This window comes from Nitratiruptor sp. YY08-26, assembly GCF_016593215.1.
Taxonomy (GTDB): domain Bacteria; phylum Campylobacterota; class Campylobacteria; order Campylobacterales; family Nitratiruptoraceae; genus Nitratiruptor; species Nitratiruptor tergarcus.
Map to the genome: position 1 here is coordinate 1300522 of NZ_AP023063.1, position 17031 is coordinate 1317552.

The following is a 17031-nucleotide window of genomic DNA, read 5'->3' on the forward strand; positions in this document are numbered from 1 at the left end:
TCCTTATTCGGCACTAAAGCTCGCTTTAAACTCTTCTATCGCTTTATTGAGCAACTCTTTGATCTCATCATCAAGTGCTTTTCTCTCACGAATAAGTTCAAAGATTTGTGGATATTTTGCTTCTATAAAGCTATAAAGCTCATACTCAAATTTATTAATTGCACTCACTGGAATATCATCTAAGAAACCATTAGCTCCAGCATAGATTATAGTTACCTGTCTTTCAACTGGAAGTGGTGAATATGGCGGTTGTTTGAGAATTTCAACCATTCTTTGACCACGCTCAAGCTGCTTACGGCTTGCTTCATCAAGATCACTTGCAAATTGTGCGAAAGCCTCAAGTTCTCGATATTGGGCAAGATCGAGTCTGAGCGTACCAGCAACCTGTTTCATAGCCTTGATTTGTGCAGCCCCACCAACACGAGATACAGAGATACCTACGTTGATTGCAGGTCTAATACCAGCATTAAAAAGATCAGATTCTAAGAATATCTGGCCATCTGTGATAGAGATAACGTTTGTTGGAATATATGCAGAAACATCCCCTGCTTGTGTTTCAATAATTGGCAGTGCTGTCAAACTTCCTGCACCAAGCTTATCGTTAAGCTTCGCTGCACGCTCAAGTAGTCTTGAGTGAAGATAGAAAACATCACCAGGATATGCCTCACGGCCAGGAGGACGTCGAAGAATCAAAGACATTTCACGATATGCAACTGCGTGTTTGCTAAGATCATCATAGACAATGAGTGCATGCTTTGCATTGTCTCTAAAATACTCTCCAATAGTAACACCAGTATATGGAGCTAAAAATTGGAGTGCTGCTGGCTCACTTGCTCCTGCATTGACAACAATTGTATAGTCCATAGCACCATGTTCTTCAAGTTTTCTTACCACTTGTGCTACAGTAGACTGCTTCTGTCCTACAGCAACATAAATACAAACAACTCCCTGTCCTTTTTGGTTGATGATCGTATCTATAGCAACTGTAGTTTTACCTGTTTGTCTATCACCAATAATGAGCTCCCTTTGGCCTCTACCGATGGGCACAAGTGCGTCAATCGCCTTAATACCTGTTTGTAACGGCTCATGTACTGATTTTCTTGCCATAATGCCAGGAGCTTTCTCTTCTACATAGCGATACTCTTTCGCTTCAATTGGCCCTTTTCCATCAATTGGCTCACCAATAGCATTAATTACTCTTCCTACAAGTTCTTCACCAACAGGAACTTTCAGAAGCTGTCCAAGTCTCTTGACACTGCTTCCTTCTCTGATTCCTTCACCCTTACCAAGGACAACAACCCCTACATCACTCTCTTCGAGGTTAAGTGCCATCCCTTTATCACCGTTTTCAAACTCAAGCATCTCTCCTGCCATTGCATTGTTAAGACCATAAACTTTAGCAACACCATCGGCAAAAGAGATAACTTTCCCTGTCTCCTCTACATCAATTTTAAGTTCAAAATCCTCTATCCTCTCTTTAATGATAGAGCTAATTTCATCTGCTTGCAATTTTTGTGCCACACTGACTCCTTTCTATATTGCTTTTAATATATTATCTATAAGCTGTTTTTTGATTTTTGATTTGGAAAACTCAATCTCGATACCAATAGTATCAACTTCCACTTTAATCCCATCATACTTTTGAGGAGCTTGAGTGAGTTTAATCTCTGCGCCCAAGCGGTTTGCCAATGCTTTTTCAATCTCCTCAATCTCTTCGCTACTCAAATCAAACTCACTAAATACTTTTCCTTCAAAACTCTTTTGCATGAAAGCCAATTGACTTTTAAGCTCTTTTGCCAACAATGGAATCAAAGAGAGTCTTCTTTTTGCAGCAAGCACTCTCATTAAGTTGACAAATTTTACATTTGGATTTTCGAGTCCACCTATGAGGAGCTCCAATTTCTCATCACTTTTGATTTCGGGAGATATAATAATCTCTTTTATTTTCCAATCTTTAAAGAGCGAGGCCATTGCTTCAAGATATCGCTCTATCTCTTTCAACTCATCAAGCTGTGCACTCTCAATAAGTGCTTTTACATATCTTTTGGCTATCAACTCTTCCATGTTATGCCACCTTTTTTACTATCAAATTGACAAATTTCTGCTTGTCAAGCTCCAAAGTTTTATCTTCAAAAAGCTCTTCAAGAACCTCTTGCGTGATCTTACGTACTCTTTTTCTACGTTCAAGCTCCATATTCTCTTCGAAACTCTTTTCGAGTAGAGCGATCTCTTGCTGAGCATGCTCTTTAAGCTCTTTTGTCATTATTTCAATCTCTTTTTTTGTTGTCTCTAAAATCTCTTGAGCCAACTCTTTAGCTTTTATCACCTCTTCTTGCGCTTTTTCTTTATCCTCTTTTGCCCTCTTGAGTTTTGTCTGCACCTCTTCTAACTGCATAGCAATAGAAGCACTCCTGTTTTTAAAAAAGCTTTTTACAGGCTCAGCTATGAGATAGTAAAGGATTGCAGCAAATATTAAGAAGTTAACGGTACGGGGAACAATATCTGTATGGTGAGCCCCTTCGCCAGCCATAGCCAATCCTGCTCCTAAAAGTAGCAGGGAAACGATTTTTAGATTCACTCCCTCTCCTTTTACAACGTATTAAATTTTGCTTTAAGTGCCTCTTTAAATAGTGGCATTTGGGAAATCAATGTACTACGTACACTCTCTTCCTCTTTTTTGATCTCTTCCATGAGAGCTTCTTTACGATTCTCTAGTTCCGCTTTTTTTGCTTCCACCATTTTGGAAACTTCAGCTCTTACCTCTTCAATCGCCTCTTTTTTCATTGATGAGGCTTGTGCTTTGGCATCAGCAATAATTGCTTTTGCCTCTTCTAATAGTTTTTCCGAGCCCTCTTCATTACTATTCGCATTTTCCAGGTCTCTGCGGATGCTCTCTTCGCGCTGTGTCATAAACGTCAACAGTGGACGATACAGCATACTATTGAGCAAAAACACAAGAGCGAGAAAAACAATAGCTGTAAGCAGCACAAGGCCGATATTGATATCTAGCATACCTCTCCCTTTCAAAAATTTGATTGGATTTTATCATAGAGATCTATATAAAAAGTTTAAACCAAAAACATTTTTATAAGAAATATTGCATAAACTTATCCACATCCTCTTGTGAAACAAACTCTAAAACAACTCTATTTTTGGAAGTCTTTACTCTAAAACCGCTCTTTCTTAGATGCTTTTTGAGCTCTTGAAAATCTAGTTCACTAATTTTAACGTTATCACTTTTAGTAACATTTTTTTTCTTCTTTTGAGCCAATTTCTCTGCTTCACGTACGCTAAGTTTTTGTCCGATTATAGAGTCCACGAGAACTTTTTGATCTTTTTCATCAAGTCCAACTAAGATTTTAGCGTGTCCAGCACTAATTTTATCTTTTTCTAAAGCCTCTTTTGCATAGGTTCCAAGACTTAAAAGCCGTAATGTATTGGTGATGTGAACTCTGCTCTTTTTTACTATATCTGCCAACTCTTCATGCGTAATACCATACTCTTCTAATAGCTCTTTGTATGCATACGCAAGCTCTAAGGGGTGGAGATTTTCTCGTTGAATATTTTCAATAAGTGCAAACTCTCTGTAGCGATTCTTATCAATTTTTGCAACGACCGCCTTAATTTTCTCAAAGCCTGCTAGCTTGCATGCTCGTAAGCGCCTCTCACCTGCTATGAGCATATATCCATCAAGATCCTCTATCACTACGATTGGCTGTAAAAGTCCATGTTCACCTATAGAAGAAGCTAATTCTTGCAGTGAATCCTCATCAAACTTTCTTCTTGGCTGGTAAGGATTCTTTCTAATCTCATCAATAGCAATCTCTACAACTTCGCTTTGGGGAACCTCTTTTTCGTATGCTTCTGCCACCTCTCCAAGTATTGCACCAAGTCCTCTACCAAGACTCTTCTTTTTAGCCATGTACACTATCCAGAATAATTTTTGCTAGAGATTGGTATGCAACAGCTCCCGTAGAGTTTTTATCATATTCAATAACAGGCTTCCCAAAACTTGGGCTCTCAGCAAGTTTGACATTTCTTGGAATAACAATATAACTTGCACTCTCTTTATCCCGAAATAGCTTATCATTAAAATGATGAGTAAGATCTGCTAAAACCTGTTTTGAAAGATTGTTTTGTCTACTAAACATCGTAGGTAAAAACCCTTTGATCTTCAATCGAGGGTTAATGGTTTTGCGTATAAGTCTAATAGTGTTCAGTAGCTGTGCAAGTCCTTCGAGGGCAAAGAATTCACACTGAATAGGAATTATTACTGAGTGAGCAGCACTGAGTGCATTGATCGTCATAGGACCCAAAGCCGGGGGTGAATCGATAATAACATAATCATACTCTAACTCAACCTCTGTAATTGCTTCTTTAAGCATCAATTCACGTTTTTTCTCACTTATATAGTACTCTTTTTCTATTCCTACAAGACCTATATTTGATGGTGCTAGAAAGAGATTTTTTACATCTGTTTTGAGAATAATTTGAGAAAGCTTTTTTGAGCCTATCATCACATGGTAGATATTAAATTCATAATCGTTACGGCTATACCCTAGGCTCGTAGTCGCATTTGCCTGAGGATCGGCATCGATGAGTAAAACACTTTTTCCCTCTTTTGCTAAAGAGGCAGCCAGATTGACGGCTGTTGTGGTTTTACCAACACCACCTTTTTGATTTGCTATTGCTATTATCTCTTTCATCGTAGGCTATATATCCTTTCGCCATTTATCACAAGCGCACCATCATCGGCTAATCGAGCATTTTTTAGATCTATTTCTTGCCCCTTGTAATGGGTAATAAACTCTTTGCTTTTATAAAATTCTAGCGCAAATTTTCTAAAAATTTCCTTCCATGAAATTTGTCGTTTTATGAGGGAAAAATACTCCTCTAAAACTTTCTTTTCCTCTATTTGCAAAGAGACCTTCTCAAACATAGGTGGAGCTTGCTTTGTATTGATTCCAATACCACTAACAAATATATCACCAACTTTATTAGTTACACAGCCACCACACTTTTTTTTACCAATATAAAAATCGTTTGGCCATTTTAGCCAAATCCGTGCATCATATTTGCAAAGTATCTCTTTAAATAGAAATGAAAAATAGAGCGAAACTGATTCAAGAGGTAAATCTTGAGGCAAACTCTTTTGATAAAGAGCAAAAGAGAAGAACATATTTCCCTCTAATCCGATCCATCTGTTATTGCGACTACCTATACCATCTGTTTGCTTATTTGTATAATAACAAATAGGTGGAGTTATCTTTTGCTGACGTATATCATCAAGAACTCTTTTTTGTGTTGAATCAATACTCTCAAAATAGCGTATCTCCAATACCTATCCTTTGTCCTCTAATATATGCCACTGCATCCATCTCTTTTTTCGACGGTGGTTGTACCCGCTCTACTTTAAGTGATCCTTTCTCACACCCTACAACTATAAAATCTTTCTCAACTGCCAAAATCTCTCCCGCTCTATGTTCTCCCTCTTTTGTAACAAGAGCAATTTTTTTGAGTTTCAAGCCATTTGGCAAAAATATACCGGGCCACACGATAAATGCTCTATATTTGTTGTAAGTAGTTACTGCATCATCCAAAGTTACTTCACCATCACTCTTTTTTATTTTTTTACAGTAACTTGCATCCACATTAAATTGTGGCAAAGGTTTAATTTTCTTAAATCTTTCTAACACAAGTGGTGTCAAATTGGCAGCTATTTGTGCAAGTTTAGCAAAAAGTGTTATTGCAGTATCATCTTCTAAAATCTCGCATACATCATAAGCGAGTATATCCCCAGTATCAAGTCCTTCACCCATAAGCATTGCCGTTACACCAGTTATCGTGTCTCCTTCTAGAAGTGCTTGTTGAATAGGACTAGCACCACGATATCGTGGAAGCAAAGAAGCATGCAGATTTATCGATGGGGCTATTGATAAGATCTTCTTTGGCAGTAGCATCCCATACGCAGCTACAACAATGAAGTCCGGCTTAAATGATGCAATTTGCTCAATTACCTTTTGGTCTTTGAGCGTAGGGGGTTGTAAAAGAGGAATATCTAATCCCTGTTCTAAAACAAAACGCTTAATATGTGGTGGCGTGAGAACCTGCTTGCGTCCCACTGGTTTATCTGGCTGCGTCACGAGTGCAACAATATCAAATTTTCCAAGCAAACCCTCTAAAATCTTTGTAGCATAATCGGGGGTTCCCATAAAAACTATGCGCATGTTATCCCTTTGTGACTAAGTTCTTTACCTGCAATATTTTCTAACAAAATGGTAGCGTAGCTTCCTTTTGGTAAAGTAAATTGCAGTGTGACACGAGAACCCTCTTTCTGTACTTGTAGATCTTTTGGATAAAAGAGTGCAGGCCGTCTTCCACCACGAAATGGAAGATCTGCATCGTATCTCTTTTCAATCTCTCTTGCCTTGGCACGAGCACGAAAAGCTCCTTTGCCAGGTAAAAGGCCAGTTACTATCCATGAAGGATCTTCTATAACCTCTTTTGGTGTGAAAAATTTTTCATCTTTTTGATAAACATCACCAGGTAATTTGAGAAATCCCTTTTTACTGATGCTTACTCTATGTTGCAGCCATCTATTAAAAAGATCGCTTTGATAAATACTTCCAAGAAGTTTCTGAACTCTTTTGTTTTTCGTAAAGTAGTCCTCTTCAATAAACTCTTTTGCTTTTTGCAAGCCATCTCTTCCAAAACGCTGATATCCAAAATAGTTTGGCACACCTACTTTTATAATTTTTTGCAAAATTGCTTGCAGTTTGTCAAACTCTTTTACATTGTATATATTGATTGCAAATCTATTTCCAAGTAAATCGCCCATTTTTAAGGGTTTATTGGATTTTTGGATAGAGAGTATAGAGATTTTTGCGTGGCGAAACTTTTTAAGTGCCTTATAATGACGCTCATCTAAACTGATATACTGTATTGTCGTTGCGTTTTTATCCTTGAGTCCAGCATAACCTATTTTAGTTTGAAAATAGTGAGAAAAGATATCAAGAAGTTGCCATGTCGATAGGTTCTCTTTCTTGATTTTTATAATGAGACATCTACCTCTATCGCCAAAGGGACGTAAAGGAATCTCCTCCACAAAAAAGTCTTGAGAGTTTTGCAAAAAACGAAATGGAGTATGAGATCTTACTAAGTATTGTCGCATGGTATGAAAAGTGTCCCGCCTCTATGTACATTTTCAAGAAGAAAACTCTTAGCATCACTCAGATCAAAACCACTCCCTAAAAACATCTTTTTACCACGCTCAAGCAGAAATTGTGCAGCTTTGAGTTTTGTGACTATTCCGCCGGTTGCAAAAGAGTAGGTTGGATTGCATTCAGTTTCAAGAAGCTCTTGAGGGATAGTTTCAACAATCTTGAGTAGTTTTGCATCTTCATACTTATTAGGATCTTTATCATAGAGCCCATCGATATCTGTGAGAATTACGAGCATATCAGCATCAAAATAGTAAGCCACATGAGCTGAAAGTTGATCATTATCACCAAACACAAGCTCTTCTGTTGCTGTAACATCGTTTTCATTGATAATAGGAATTACTTTTTTCTGCAATAAAACCTCAATAGCATTTTTTGCATGGGCGGTACGCTTGCGACTATCAAAATCATCAGCACTTAAGAGTACTTGAGCTACATTGATACCATGCTTTTCAAACTTTTTTTGGTAGCTACGCATCAATAGAGGCTGACCAATGGCTGCTAAAGCCTGTTTGTTGGCAATATCGCTTTTATCTAACCGTATCTTTGTATATCCAGCTGCCACTGCACCACTACTTACCAAAATAATCTCATAACGCTCATGAAGCATACTTAAAAATTCCACAAGATTTGCCATACGCTCTTTTGCTAAGCGATTGTTTTCAGTCAGAACTGCACTGCCAACTTTAATGACTATTCTCTTCACTACGTGCCTTTTTAACAAGATCATAGAGGGCATATTTGAGCGGTTCAATATTGATTTTTGCTACTGCTGATATTGGAAAAACAAAAAAGGGATTTTGTCTTTCATACATATCGAGATCTTGTACAAAAAATCTGTATCTTTCATCAAGACCATATCTATTTTGCTCTGAAGCAGATAGATGAAGTGCATCAAGAAAAGATGCTATTTTCTCATTGGCTTCATCTACTTCAAATGCATCCACTTTTGTGAGTGCAATAGCATAATCTCTTTGCGAAAGCTTCTTACTAAAACTTGCTAACTCTTTTTTTAGCGTTTTAAACTGCATAATTGGATCGCGATAACTTGCAATGTCTATCATAAAAAGGAGTGATTTTGTGCGCTCAATATGCTTTAGAAATTGCAGCCCCAGTCCCTTGCCTTCACTAGCCCCTCCAATGATACCTGGAATATCAGCCATTACAAAACTCTCAAATTCACTCACTCTTACTACACCTAGTTTTGGTGTTAATGTCGTAAACTCATAATTGGCTATCTCTGGCTTTGCATTAGAAATGGTGGCTATGAGGGTCGATTTTCCAACATTTGGAAAACCTACAAGTCCTACATCAGCTATGAGTTTGAGCTCAAGGCGAATCTGCATACTTTTTCCAGGAAGTCCAGGCTGCGCATAGGTAGGACGCTGGTTGGAAGCTGATTTAAAGTGCCAGTTCCCTTTGCCTCCCTTTCCTCCTTGCAAGAAGAGTACCTTCTGCCCATCTTCTGTGAGATCTAACAGTAGCTCTCCACTTGCTGCATCAATAACCTGTGTACCAGGAGGAACTATGAGGATGAGATCTTCACCCTTTTTCCCATGTTTTTTTCTTCCCTCTCCCGGTTTTCCATTGCCAGCTTTGAGGATTTTTTTCCCTTTGTAGTGCGCAAGTGTATGGGTATTTTTGTCTACCACAAAATAGACATCGCCGCCATCACCACCATCACCTCCATCTGGCCCACCTTTTGGGACAAACTTTTCTCTACGAAAACTCACAGCTCCTGCACCACCTTTGCCAGAATGGACAGTTAGCTCTACACTGTCGATAAACATCACTGTTCCTTGATTAGTAATTGGGAATTGGGAATTAGGGAGTATGAAAGGGGATAGGAATCAGGAATTAGAAACACCAATTCCTAATTCCAAATTCCTAATTACTAGACTTTTGGGCAATGCCCAAAAGTATTATTCAGCAGGATATACGGATACTTTTTGTCTTGTTTTCTCGTATCTTTCGAATTTAACGTAGCCATCAACCAAAGCAAAGATAGTATGATCTTTACCAAGTCCTACATTGTTTCCAGGATGGATTTTTGTTCCTCTTTGTCTGATGATTATATTTCCAGCACGAACAAACTCTCCACCAAATTTTTTCACACCTAGTCTACGTCCCGCACTATCACGGTTATTCTGTGTACTACCCTGACCTTTCTTGTGAGCCATATCTTCTCCTTATGCGTTAATAGCTGTAATTTTTACTCGTGTAAAATCGCGTCTAAACCCTCTTTTAACTTTAGAGTCTTTTCTTCTTCTCTTTTTAAAGATAATTACCTTTTTGCCTCTACCTTCATTGATAACTTCACCCTCAACAACAGCACCCTCAACAAAAGGAGATCCAATTTTAAGTTCACCGTTGTCTACAGCCAAAACCTCTTTAAATTCTATTTTCGTTTTTGGCTCAAGTCCCATTTTATCAAGAAGAAGAACATCGCCCTCTTGTACTTTATACTGTTTTCCACCATTTTTTATAATCGCATACATCCTACTCATCCTTAGCCTAAACTTTTTGGTTCGCAATATTAGCAAAATTAGCTTTAAGAGAAGTTTAAACTTTTGCTATAGCATCTATCTCTACAAGTGCACCTTTTGGCAATGATTTTACCGCTACAGTACTACGTGCAGGCTTATGTATACCAAAATAGCTCTCATATATTGCATTCACTTTGCTAAAATCCTCCATGTTTGCCAAAAAGATGGTAGTTTTCACCACATTTCCCAAATCTGCACCAGCAGCTTGCAATACATGGCGTAAATTTGTAAGCACTTGATGAGTTTGCATCTCTACATCTTGCGAAAGCAGATTCTCATCACCATCTGGTTTGAGAGCAATCTGCCCTGAAGTAAAAATAAGTTCACCTATCTTTACTGCTTGCGAATAGGGACCAATTGCTGCAGGTGCATTAGCAGTAGTGATCAATTCCATACTCTTTCCTTTTGTTTTTTTGCAAAATCATAAGAAAAAAAGACTTTAAACTTTATAAAAATAACCTTACTATATTGTAGTTTATACATCATAAGAAGGATATAAATAAAATTAATAGACAATATGCTACAATGTACAAAATTCATCAAAAAGGATTGCCTATGCAACAACTCATCGATCTTCTCAATAGCATAAAACTTCCTATCGAAATACCGCTGTTACTACACTCTCCTGTAGTACATTTTGCTATAGCAATTCCTGTAATTGCTCTTCTTCTTGAAATTACAAATATTTTCATCAAAAGGCGCTGCGTAGGAGTTATCTCTTCACTTCTTCTCCTTTTAGCGGTTATTGTCTACTTTGCTGCATTTTTTACTGGTAAAACTGATGGAAGTGAAGCAAAATCACTTCTTTCAGCAGATGGCAAAGAGGAGCTTGAAGCACATAAACTCCTTGGTACCTATCTTGTATTAGGAGTCTCTGTACTTTTTATTCTCAAACTCATCTTTGCTGCAATGAGTAGCAGAGCGGCTAAAATAATCTTTACACTCATTTTAGCTGCATTTGTTGGCTTTGCACTCAAACAGGGTAAAGATGGTGGAGAACTCGTATTCAAATATGGAGCTAATGTACAAGCAGTCAGTGCAATGGATGATAAAATTATGGAACTTGAAGAGGAACTTGATAGCTGTAAAAATGAACTCGAAACGTGCAAGACAAAAAAACAGGAACCAACAGTAGTTACTCCGCAAGCAACACAAAGTAGCGCTCCTCAAACTTCAAGCAGCAGTGAAGAAGCAGCAAGTAGCGAAGCGTCTCAAGAGAGCGAAGAAGAAGTAGAAGTGAGTGTAAGCTCTATAACTACGACTTCGCAAGAGAGCTCACAAGAAGTGAGCAGTAGCTCAAATAGTGAAGCAACTATTCAAGAAGAGGTATTAGAGCAGATAAAAGGTGCAGCAAGTGGTGCAGCACAAAAAGTAGAAAATGCAATACATCAAAAATCAGAAGAGACTCATGCCCCTTCAACCGAAGAGCCTCAAACTCCCCATGAATAAACAGACGCCTCTTAAGGCGTTTGTTAAAAACTTTCTATTACTTCTAAGAATACACGATAAAGATTTACTACTTCATCTTTATGGACTCTCTCATTAGGTGCATGAATGGTATCATTTTTTACACCAAACTCTATAGTTTTCACTCCATATTCAGCCAAAAATCTCGCATCACTTGTTCCACCTGCAGTTGAGTGTTTTGGTGTTATACCTATAACTTTTTGAATCGCTTTGTCTATAAGCTTAACAATTTTAGAATCTGGATCTGTAATAAAAGGCTTGGCGCTCTGAGAAAGCTGTAATGAGTAGTTCATACCATCAAAATATTTATGTACAAAACGCTCAATATCTTGCATCGTGGTTTTTGTATTGTTGCGCACATTAAACATCATTTTGAGTTTTCCAGGAGTAACATTAGTCACTTCCATTCCGGCTCTGATATCTGTAATCACAAATTTGCTCGGTGCAAAAAACTCATCCCCCTCATCAAGATCAACTCCTGCCATATGAGTAAGAACTTGTGCTACTTTATGAATGGGATTGATAGCTTTTTCTGGATAGGCTGCATGTCCCTGTTTTCCTATTTTTTCAATCACACCATTGATAGAGCCTCTTCTACCGATTTTAATGGCATCTCCAAACTCTTTTTCACAAGTTGGCTCAGCTACAATCGCATAGTTTGGAATCATTCCCATCCGTTTAAGCTCTTGCAGGGCATAGCGTGTTCCCCATTTTGCATCTCCTTCTTCATCACTTGTGAGAAGTAGTGAAAGTGTTCCATTAAACTCTTTTGTCTCTTTGGCAGCCTGTACAAAAGCTGCCACTCCACTCTTCATATCCTGCGCACCCCTTGCATAGATATAGCCATCTTTTTCTATCGGCTCAAAAGGATCGCTGTTCCATCCTTCACCAGGAGGAACTACATCCACATGCCCTGCGAAGCATAGATGATCCCCTTCATCAAACTTTTTGTACAAAAAGAGATTCTTTACTCCCTCTTTATTGAACCAAAGCGCTTCGTAATCTTCTAAATACTCTTTAATAAATTCCAAACTTCCAGCATCATCGGGTGTAATACTTGGAAACGAGAGCAGTTTTTTAAATAGATCTATTATTTCCATTTGTCTCCCTAAAATTTTTGATCATACACAGATAATCTGCTAAATTTTCAAATCTATGATTTCCTCCATACTCTACAATTCGCCGCTGATTTGCATATTTTTTCACTGCTTCAGTGTAATCTAACACCTCATCACCTGTTTGCAAAAGAACCAAAAAGAGGTGTTTTTGCAAATTTTTGGTATCAAACTCCAAAAGTTCACGCAAATACTCTTGCTTCCACACAAACTCCATTTCATCACAAAAACGCTTTTGCAACCCTACATATGGCTTAAGTGAGTGGTATGGTCTTGTAGAAGGATTAATAAGAACAGCTTTAATAGAGTATTTTTGCGCTAAATAAGTAGCATAATATCCACCCAAAGAGGATCCAACAAGAAGATCTATATTTTTTTGCGCTATCACTTTTTCAAGCTGAGAAATCGCTTTTTTTGGAGAAATTGCAAGATCTGGTGCTTCTACATCACCAAAAAACTCCTGCAATAACTTCGATTTATTCCCCCATCCACAACTTTTAAACCCGTGAATATAGAGTAACATTATGGATGCTCATAAAAGAGATATTGCGTTGCATAGTCACTAAACTCAAAATAGATCTTTTTGCGTTTTTCCTCTTTTTGCAAAACACCATCAAGATTCAGATCCATATAACCATAACCGTAGCGATATGGTCTTGGACGATTATCATCAGTACCATAAGCAGTAGAAATCTTATCAATGCCCATAATTCTTTTTATAACTTTTCCCCCGCTATAGATTTCCAACACTCCATTTGTTCCTGTCCAGTTTACAATTGCACGTCCTAACTTATTTTGCGTCTCTTGAGTACATCCAGCAATAAAAAATGCTACAATAACTGCTAATATAACTTTTTTCATTCATGCTCCTTGAGGAAATTTGAAAATATTATAACAAAAGGAATGCGTATGAGTGGTTGGACATGCTCACATCAAATCGGTGAATATTGTGATCTGCTCAAAAAACCGTGTGATCCAGGAGATAAAGGGTGTGTTTTGTATGGAAAAGCACTTTTTAGCAATCCGCAAACACCATCAAACGAAGCTTTGAAAAGAAGAGAAGAGATAGCCAAAAAACGTAAGGAGAGGGGATATGAATAAAATAGCTTTGCTTTTAGTTACAGCAGTTTTTGCATTTGCAGCAAAGTTTGCACCAAATAGTGCTTGCAAAGAGTGCCATCCACTAATTTACAAAGAGTATCAAACTAGTCAACATGCACATGCCACGATTTTTAAAGATCCTATTCACAAAGCTGTATGGGAGAAAAATCCTTTGAGTAAAAAGAATGCCTATAAATGTGCAAAATGTCATACTCCAGCAGCAAATAATTTTAAGGAACTTATAGCACCTAACGGTATTGGTCCTGATCCTCATAACAAAACACAAAATGATGCAGTTGCTTGTGCCTACTGCCACCGCATAAAAGCTATAAAAGAGGATCTCAAGACAAATCACAATATCATCTCACCTACACCAAAAAAATATTTTGGAACCCTCAAAGATCACATCAAATCACCTTTCCATGAAATAGACACCACAAATAGCAACTTTTTACAAGGAAATGTCTGTATGGGTTGCCACTCTCATAAGCGTAATAAATTTGGACTTAATGTCTGCTCAACTAATGAAAAGAGAGAGATTGAAAACGCTAACTGTGTACACTGTCATATGCCAAAAGTAAATGGGAGCGTCTCTACACTCAAAAAACGTTCACACCACGCTTTTCACGGATTTGCAGGTGCGCATCGCTATCAAAATATGCTCGCTCGCTATATAGATATTGAATTCTTACCACATCTTAAGGGCTTTGAGATCGCCATTAACTCAAAAATCCCTCACGATCTTCTCTTACATCCAGCCCGCGTAGCATTTGTCTCTATTAAAGTTGTAAGAGATAATAAACCAGTATGGCAAAAAAAAGAGAGCTTAGTACGCGTGCTTGGAGCCAATGGTAAACCAACTCCTCCTTGGTTAGCAAAAGAGGTAGTCAAAGACACAATGCTCAAAGCAAATGAAAAGAGAGTATTTAAATATGATTTCCAACTACAAAAAGGGGATAAAATCGTAGTAGCTCTTGGATATAAGCTTGTAAAACCTCCTCTTGCAAAAAAACTTGGGATTCCATCTAAGGCAAACAAAACTGCCATCTTAAAAAAGAGAGCATTTACATATTAAAAAGCCCTCTTTGGGCTTTTATGTAAAGTAGAGATTGTAAATCTTTGCTACGCGCTCACTAAAAAGCTCTAAGCTTACATTACGCCCCTCTCTAGCAAACTCCTTGCCATCAAAAAAAAGCAAAATTGCGGGTGCACTGAGGATATTAAATCTTCCCGCAAGTTCTGGAATATCAGCTATATTGGCTTCTAGCAATACAACTTGTGGAAACTCCTTTGTAAAAAGCTCCACAACTTTTGGTTTAAGAGCATCACACACACTGCATGCAGGAGCACTTACATATAAAAGCACTGCAGGCTTACTCGCTATTCTCTTTTCAATCTGCTCTAATGACTGCATCTTCTCCATGCCAACTCCTTATTTTGCCATTTTGTTGTATGTAGCTAATAAATTTTTTATAGACTTCATCACTTTGTAATGTAGCACTATCTCCTATACAGATGAGCTTGCGTTTAGCTCTTGTGATTGCTACATTGAGACGGCGTAGATCTTTTAAAAATCCAATTTCTCTTCTTTCGTTACTGCGCACAAAACTTATGATTATGATCTCTTTTTCTCTTCCTTGAAAACCATCTACACTCTTTATCTCTACAAGAGGCTCTTCAAACATTTTTTTTATGCGTTTTACTTGTGCTGCATAAGGTGTTATAACACCTATATACTCCTCTTTCGCGCTCATTGCCAAAAGCTCGTCTACTAACGCTTTTACAATCCCTGCTTCAATAATATTTTCATAGCTTGTACTTCGATCTGGCAAACGCTCCTTTGCTTCTAGTCCTTTTGTATCAACAAATACAAGTGGCGTTTGATCAAGTATACCTGTAAACTTTTGTGCAGGTTTGAGGTTTAAATCCTCAATCGTTTGATCTTTTACACTCTCATCAGCAATGAGTTTTCCCTCATAAAAGAGATCATTGCTAAAACCCATAATCTTTTCATTCATGCGATACTGGATTTGTAGCATTTGAGAATTTTCTTTATTACGCTCTATGAGCTCCTCAAAAAGTGATTTTTTCAGATCCCGACTATCGCTTACAACAGTAGGGGGTAGCTGCTTGTGATCGCCTGCAATAACAAATCTTGCAGCATGCATTATTGGAATGAGTGTCGATGGAATTACTTGCTGGCTTCCTTCATCAATTACTGCTACATCAAAATGGGAATCTTTTAAAATTTCACTCATAATCATCCCATTTGTCGAGAGTACTACATCTGCTTCTTCTATTATTTTTTTATATACTTGTTCCTCTTCATAACGCAAATTTTTCACTAATGTATCGATTTTTCGATCATATTTGATCCATTGGGCCATAGATTGCAGCGTCGCAACACTTATACCTCGCATACTTTTACCTCTTGCTGCAAGTGTTAAGATGCGATCATGACTCATACCTCTAGCTCTTGCTTGCGTTGGCTTTGAGTGCTGCTCTCTTTGCTTTACTAAAAGTCCTATCTCTTCCCAACCTCTTTTGATAGCTTCAGCCTCCAAACTCTTTTCATACTTTGCATGAATACTAAACTCTTCTAGCTCATAGAGTATTCTCGCTGGATGCCCCACGCGCACAAGATTGAGATCGTACTTCGCTAACCGCTGTAGCATATTATCTACAGCGGTGTTTGAATCGGCAGTTGCTAAAACTCTTCTATTGCGTTGTACCTCTTGTAAAATAAGCTCAATTAACGTAGAAGTTTTACCAGTTCCTGGAGGTCCGTGAATCAAAAAAACGTCACTCCCTAATGCTTTTTGTACAGCACTTTTTTGGGTAGTATTGAGCGCTGTTTGACAAGTTATCTGCTCCTCTTGTGCACTTTGCGGCCTCCACAATCCAAGAGCAATATTTCTAAGTTTTCTCTGATTTCCTGCAGCATGGCGAAGAATCTCTAGATTTTCTTCCATACGTTTAAATGTTACATCATTGATATAGAGATCAAGACGTATACCAAAAGAGTAGACCCATTTTGGAGGCTTTTGCTCAAAAGCTACTGTGATGTAGTTCTTCTTCACTTCACTCACAGTCCCCGTTACATCACTCTTCAAAGGCTCCCCACGAGATATGAGAACTATATCACCAGAACTTATTTCTGTATCGATAATCTTGCTGCGTCCAAATCTCACAAAATAGAGATTAAGTCTACTTGGCTCCTTTTGGCCTTTGAGCCCCAGTATTGCTCTTCCAAAAACTTCCCGCTCCTCGCCACTCATACTGCGCAGTTCGCTAATTGTAGCCTCAATCTCTGCACGGCGTTCCATATCAATAAGGTGTTTGTAGTGCTCTACAAAATCATGTACAAAAACTATTTCATTCTCTTCATCTTTTGTAGCAAAGAGCTTTTTATCTTGCTTAATTTTGACACGCTTTTTCAGGCATGCAAGAGTTTTGCCATTTGCGTAGTAGAGCTTTTTGATATCAGATAATTTAATTTTTATACGCCGCAAAACTTTTTGCAGTTCTATACCTTCATACACTTTTGGTAAAATGAGACAACCCAAAAAAATTCCTTTATAT

Annotated in this window: 22 protein-coding genes; 3 read left to right on the forward strand and 19 right to left on the reverse strand. The window is 38.0% G+C overall.

What is annotated here, in order from left to right; all coding sequences use genetic code 11:
• Positions 1 to 3: 3 nt before the first annotated feature.
• The 14 genes from atpA to JG738_RS07070 all read right to left on the reverse strand — a co-directional run bounded on the left by atpA (position 4) and on the right by JG738_RS07070 (position 10160).
• Complete coding sequence (gene atpA / locus JG738_RS07005) at positions 4 to 1521, reverse strand: F0F1 ATP synthase subunit alpha (protein ID WP_084276270.1); 1518 nt, start codon at positions 1519 to 1521, stop codon at positions 4 to 6.
• Between the two features lie 12 nt (positions 1522 to 1533).
• Entirely contained in the window at positions 1534 to 2064 is a 531-nt protein-coding gene (locus JG738_RS07010) for a F0F1 ATP synthase subunit delta (RefSeq protein WP_201337202.1), read from the reverse strand.
• A 1-nt stretch (position 2065) separates the two neighbouring features.
• The gene (locus tag JG738_RS07015; protein ID WP_201337203.1) at positions 2066 to 2578 is read right to left on the reverse strand and encodes a F0F1 ATP synthase subunit B; all 513 of its coding nucleotides are present in this window, start codon (positions 2576 to 2578) and stop codon (positions 2066 to 2068) included.
• 11 nt (positions 2579 to 2589) lie between these two features.
• The gene (locus JG738_RS07020; protein WP_201337204.1) at positions 2590 to 3012 is read right to left on the reverse strand and encodes a hypothetical protein; all 423 of its coding nucleotides are present in this window, start codon (positions 3010 to 3012) and stop codon (positions 2590 to 2592) included.
• Between the two features lie 73 nt (positions 3013 to 3085).
• Entirely contained in the window at positions 3086 to 3922 is an 837-nt protein-coding gene (locus JG738_RS07025; protein ID WP_236583131.1) for a ParB/RepB/Spo0J family partition protein, read from the reverse strand.
• Positions 3915 to 4706 (reverse strand): ParA family protein, encoded by a 792-nt coding sequence (locus JG738_RS07030; protein ID WP_201337206.1) that lies wholly within the window; start codon positions 4704 to 4706, stop codon positions 3915 to 3917. The genes JG738_RS07025 and JG738_RS07030 overlap by 8 nt, the downstream gene beginning before the upstream one ends.
• On the reverse strand, positions 4703 to 5338 hold the full coding sequence (locus JG738_RS07035) for a biotin--[acetyl-CoA-carboxylase] ligase (RefSeq protein ID WP_201337207.1): 636 nt from the start codon (positions 5336 to 5338) through the stop codon (positions 4703 to 4705). The genes JG738_RS07030 and JG738_RS07035 overlap by 4 nt, the downstream gene beginning before the upstream one ends.
• Positions 5319 to 6227 (reverse strand): methionyl-tRNA formyltransferase, encoded by a 909-nt coding sequence (gene fmt, locus JG738_RS07040; protein ID WP_201337208.1) that lies wholly within the window; start codon positions 6225 to 6227, stop codon positions 5319 to 5321. The genes JG738_RS07035 and fmt overlap by 20 nt, the downstream gene beginning before the upstream one ends.
• Positions 6218 to 7171 (reverse strand): tRNA pseudouridine(13) synthase TruD, encoded by a 954-nt coding sequence (locus tag JG738_RS07045; RefSeq protein WP_201337209.1) that lies wholly within the window; start codon positions 7169 to 7171, stop codon positions 6218 to 6220. Before JG738_RS07045 ends, fmt begins: the two co-directional genes overlap by 10 nt.
• Positions 7156 to 7926, reverse strand: coding sequence for a glutamate 5-kinase (gene proB / locus JG738_RS07050; protein ID WP_236583133.1), 771 nt, complete (start codon positions 7924 to 7926; stop codon positions 7156 to 7158). Before proB ends, JG738_RS07045 begins: the two co-directional genes overlap by 16 nt.
• Entirely contained in the window at positions 7907 to 9010 is a 1104-nt protein-coding gene (obgE, locus tag JG738_RS07055; RefSeq protein ID WP_201337211.1) for a GTPase ObgE, read from the reverse strand. The genes proB and obgE overlap by 20 nt, the downstream gene beginning before the upstream one ends.
• Before the next feature lie 132 nt (positions 9011 to 9142).
• A complete protein-coding gene (gene rpmA / locus JG738_RS07060) occupies positions 9143 to 9400 on the reverse strand; it encodes a 50S ribosomal protein L27 (RefSeq protein ID WP_201337212.1) in 258 nt (85 codons plus the stop codon).
• 9 nt (positions 9401 to 9409) lie between these two features.
• Complete coding sequence (rplU, locus tag JG738_RS07065; RefSeq protein WP_201337213.1) at positions 9410 to 9718, reverse strand: 50S ribosomal protein L21; 309 nt, start codon at positions 9716 to 9718, stop codon at positions 9410 to 9412.
• A gap of 64 nt (positions 9719 to 9782) precedes the next feature.
• Positions 9783 to 10160 (reverse strand): RidA family protein, encoded by a 378-nt coding sequence (locus tag JG738_RS07070; RefSeq protein ID WP_201337214.1) that lies wholly within the window; start codon positions 10158 to 10160, stop codon positions 9783 to 9785.
• Between the two features lie 161 nt (positions 10161 to 10321).
• On the opposite strand from JG738_RS07070, the gene JG738_RS07075 reads away from it, so the two are divergent.
• Positions 10322 to 11215 (forward strand): DUF2231 domain-containing protein, encoded by an 894-nt coding sequence (locus JG738_RS07075; RefSeq protein WP_201337215.1) that lies wholly within the window; start codon positions 10322 to 10324, stop codon positions 11213 to 11215.
• Between the two features lie 23 nt (positions 11216 to 11238).
• Here JG738_RS07075 and dapE read toward each other — a convergent pair whose 3' ends face one another.
• From dapE to JG738_RS07090, 3 genes are read right to left on the reverse strand one after another with little or no spacing between them, the layout of a single operon-like run.
• Positions 11239 to 12333 carry a succinyl-diaminopimelate desuccinylase gene (gene dapE / locus JG738_RS07080; protein ID WP_201337216.1) on the reverse strand — a complete coding sequence of 365 codons (1095 nt, stop codon included), beginning with the start codon at positions 12331 to 12333 and terminating at the stop codon, positions 11239 to 11241.
• Positions 12311 to 12871 carry a YqiA/YcfP family alpha/beta fold hydrolase gene (locus tag JG738_RS07085; RefSeq protein WP_201337217.1) on the reverse strand — a complete coding sequence of 187 codons (561 nt, stop codon included), beginning with the start codon at positions 12869 to 12871 and terminating at the stop codon, positions 12311 to 12313. The genes dapE and JG738_RS07085 overlap by 23 nt, the downstream gene beginning before the upstream one ends.
• Positions 12871 to 13209: a hypothetical protein gene (locus JG738_RS07090; RefSeq protein WP_201337218.1), complete on the reverse strand. Its 339-nt coding sequence runs from the start codon at positions 13207 to 13209 to the stop codon at positions 12871 to 12873. The genes JG738_RS07085 and JG738_RS07090 overlap by 1 nt, the downstream gene beginning before the upstream one ends.
• A gap of 48 nt (positions 13210 to 13257) precedes the next feature.
• Here JG738_RS07090 and JG738_RS07095 point away from each other — a divergent pair, with 48 nt between their 5' ends.
• Both JG738_RS07095 and JG738_RS07100 read left to right on the forward strand, forming a co-directional pair.
• The gene (locus JG738_RS07095) at positions 13258 to 13449 is read left to right on the forward strand and encodes a hypothetical protein (RefSeq protein ID WP_197685331.1); all 192 of its coding nucleotides are present in this window, start codon (positions 13258 to 13260) and stop codon (positions 13447 to 13449) included.
• Entirely contained in the window at positions 13442 to 14524 is a 1083-nt protein-coding gene (locus JG738_RS07100) for a multiheme c-type cytochrome (RefSeq protein ID WP_201337219.1), read from the forward strand. Before JG738_RS07095 ends, JG738_RS07100 begins: the two co-directional genes overlap by 8 nt.
• Before the next feature lie 18 nt (positions 14525 to 14542).
• Here the strand turns inward: JG738_RS07100 and JG738_RS07105 are convergent, their stop codons facing one another.
• Both JG738_RS07105 and JG738_RS07110 read right to left on the reverse strand, forming a co-directional pair.
• On the reverse strand, positions 14543 to 14872 hold the full coding sequence (locus tag JG738_RS07105; protein ID WP_201337220.1) for a co-chaperone YbbN: 330 nt from the start codon (positions 14870 to 14872) through the stop codon (positions 14543 to 14545).
• Positions 14841 to 17015: an IGHMBP2 family helicase gene (locus tag JG738_RS07110; RefSeq protein ID WP_201337221.1), complete on the reverse strand. Its 2175-nt coding sequence runs from the start codon at positions 17013 to 17015 to the stop codon at positions 14841 to 14843. The genes JG738_RS07105 and JG738_RS07110 overlap by 32 nt, the downstream gene beginning before the upstream one ends.
• Positions 17016 to 17031 lie beyond the last annotated feature (16 nt).

What these genes read in the sequence shown, in the direction of transcription:
- JG738_RS07010 (WP_201337202.1), bottom strand. Translation starts at nt 2,064, where the DNA reads ATGGAAGAGTTGATAGCCAAAAGATATGTAAAAGCACTTATTGAGAGT.
- fmt (WP_201337208.1), bottom strand. Translation starts at nt 6,227, where the DNA reads ATGCGCATAGTTTTTATGGGAACCCCCGATTATGCTACAAAGATTTTA.
- JG738_RS07030 (WP_201337206.1), bottom strand. Translation starts at nt 4,706, where the DNA reads ATGAAAGAGATAATAGCAATAGCAAATCAAAAAGGTGGTGTTGGTAAA.
- JG738_RS07105 (WP_201337220.1), bottom strand. Translation starts at nt 14,872, where the DNA reads ATGGAGAAGATGCAGTCATTAGAGCAGATTGAAAAGAGAATAGCGAGT.
- obgE (WP_201337211.1), bottom strand. Translation starts at nt 9,010, where the DNA reads ATGTTTATCGACAGTGTAGAGCTAACTGTCCATTCTGGCAAAGGTGGT.
- JG738_RS07085 (WP_201337217.1), bottom strand. Translation starts at nt 12,871, where the DNA reads ATGTTACTCTATATTCACGGGTTTAAAAGTTGTGGATGGGGGAATAAA.
- JG738_RS07025 (WP_236583131.1), bottom strand. Translation starts at nt 3,922, where the DNA reads ATGGCTAAAAAGAAGAGTCTTGGTAGAGGACTTGGTGCAATACTTGGA.
- JG738_RS07045 (WP_201337209.1), bottom strand. Translation starts at nt 7,171, where the DNA reads ATGCGACAATACTTAGTAAGATCTCATACTCCATTTCGTTTTTTGCAA.
- rpmA (WP_201337212.1), bottom strand. Translation starts at nt 9,400, where the DNA reads ATGGCTCACAAGAAAGGTCAGGGTAGTACACAGAATAACCGTGATAGT.
- JG738_RS07075 (WP_201337215.1), top strand. Translation starts at nt 10,322, where the DNA reads ATGCAACAACTCATCGATCTTCTCAATAGCATAAAACTTCCTATCGAA.
- JG738_RS07020 (WP_201337204.1), bottom strand. Translation starts at nt 3,012, where the DNA reads ATGCTAGATATCAATATCGGCCTTGTGCTGCTTACAGCTATTGTTTTT.
- JG738_RS07095 (WP_197685331.1), top strand. Translation starts at nt 13,258, where the DNA reads ATGAGTGGTTGGACATGCTCACATCAAATCGGTGAATATTGTGATCTG.
- dapE (WP_201337216.1), bottom strand. Translation starts at nt 12,333, where the DNA reads ATGGAAATAATAGATCTATTTAAAAAACTGCTCTCGTTTCCAAGTATT.
- JG738_RS07070 (WP_201337214.1), bottom strand. Translation starts at nt 10,160, where the DNA reads ATGGAATTGATCACTACTGCTAATGCACCTGCAGCAATTGGTCCCTAT.
- rplU (WP_201337213.1), bottom strand. Translation starts at nt 9,718, where the DNA reads ATGTATGCGATTATAAAAAATGGTGGAAAACAGTATAAAGTACAAGAG.
- JG738_RS07100 (WP_201337219.1), top strand. Translation starts at nt 13,442, where the DNA reads ATGAATAAAATAGCTTTGCTTTTAGTTACAGCAGTTTTTGCATTTGCA.
- JG738_RS07090 (WP_201337218.1), bottom strand. Translation starts at nt 13,209, where the DNA reads ATGAAAAAAGTTATATTAGCAGTTATTGTAGCATTTTTTATTGCTGGA.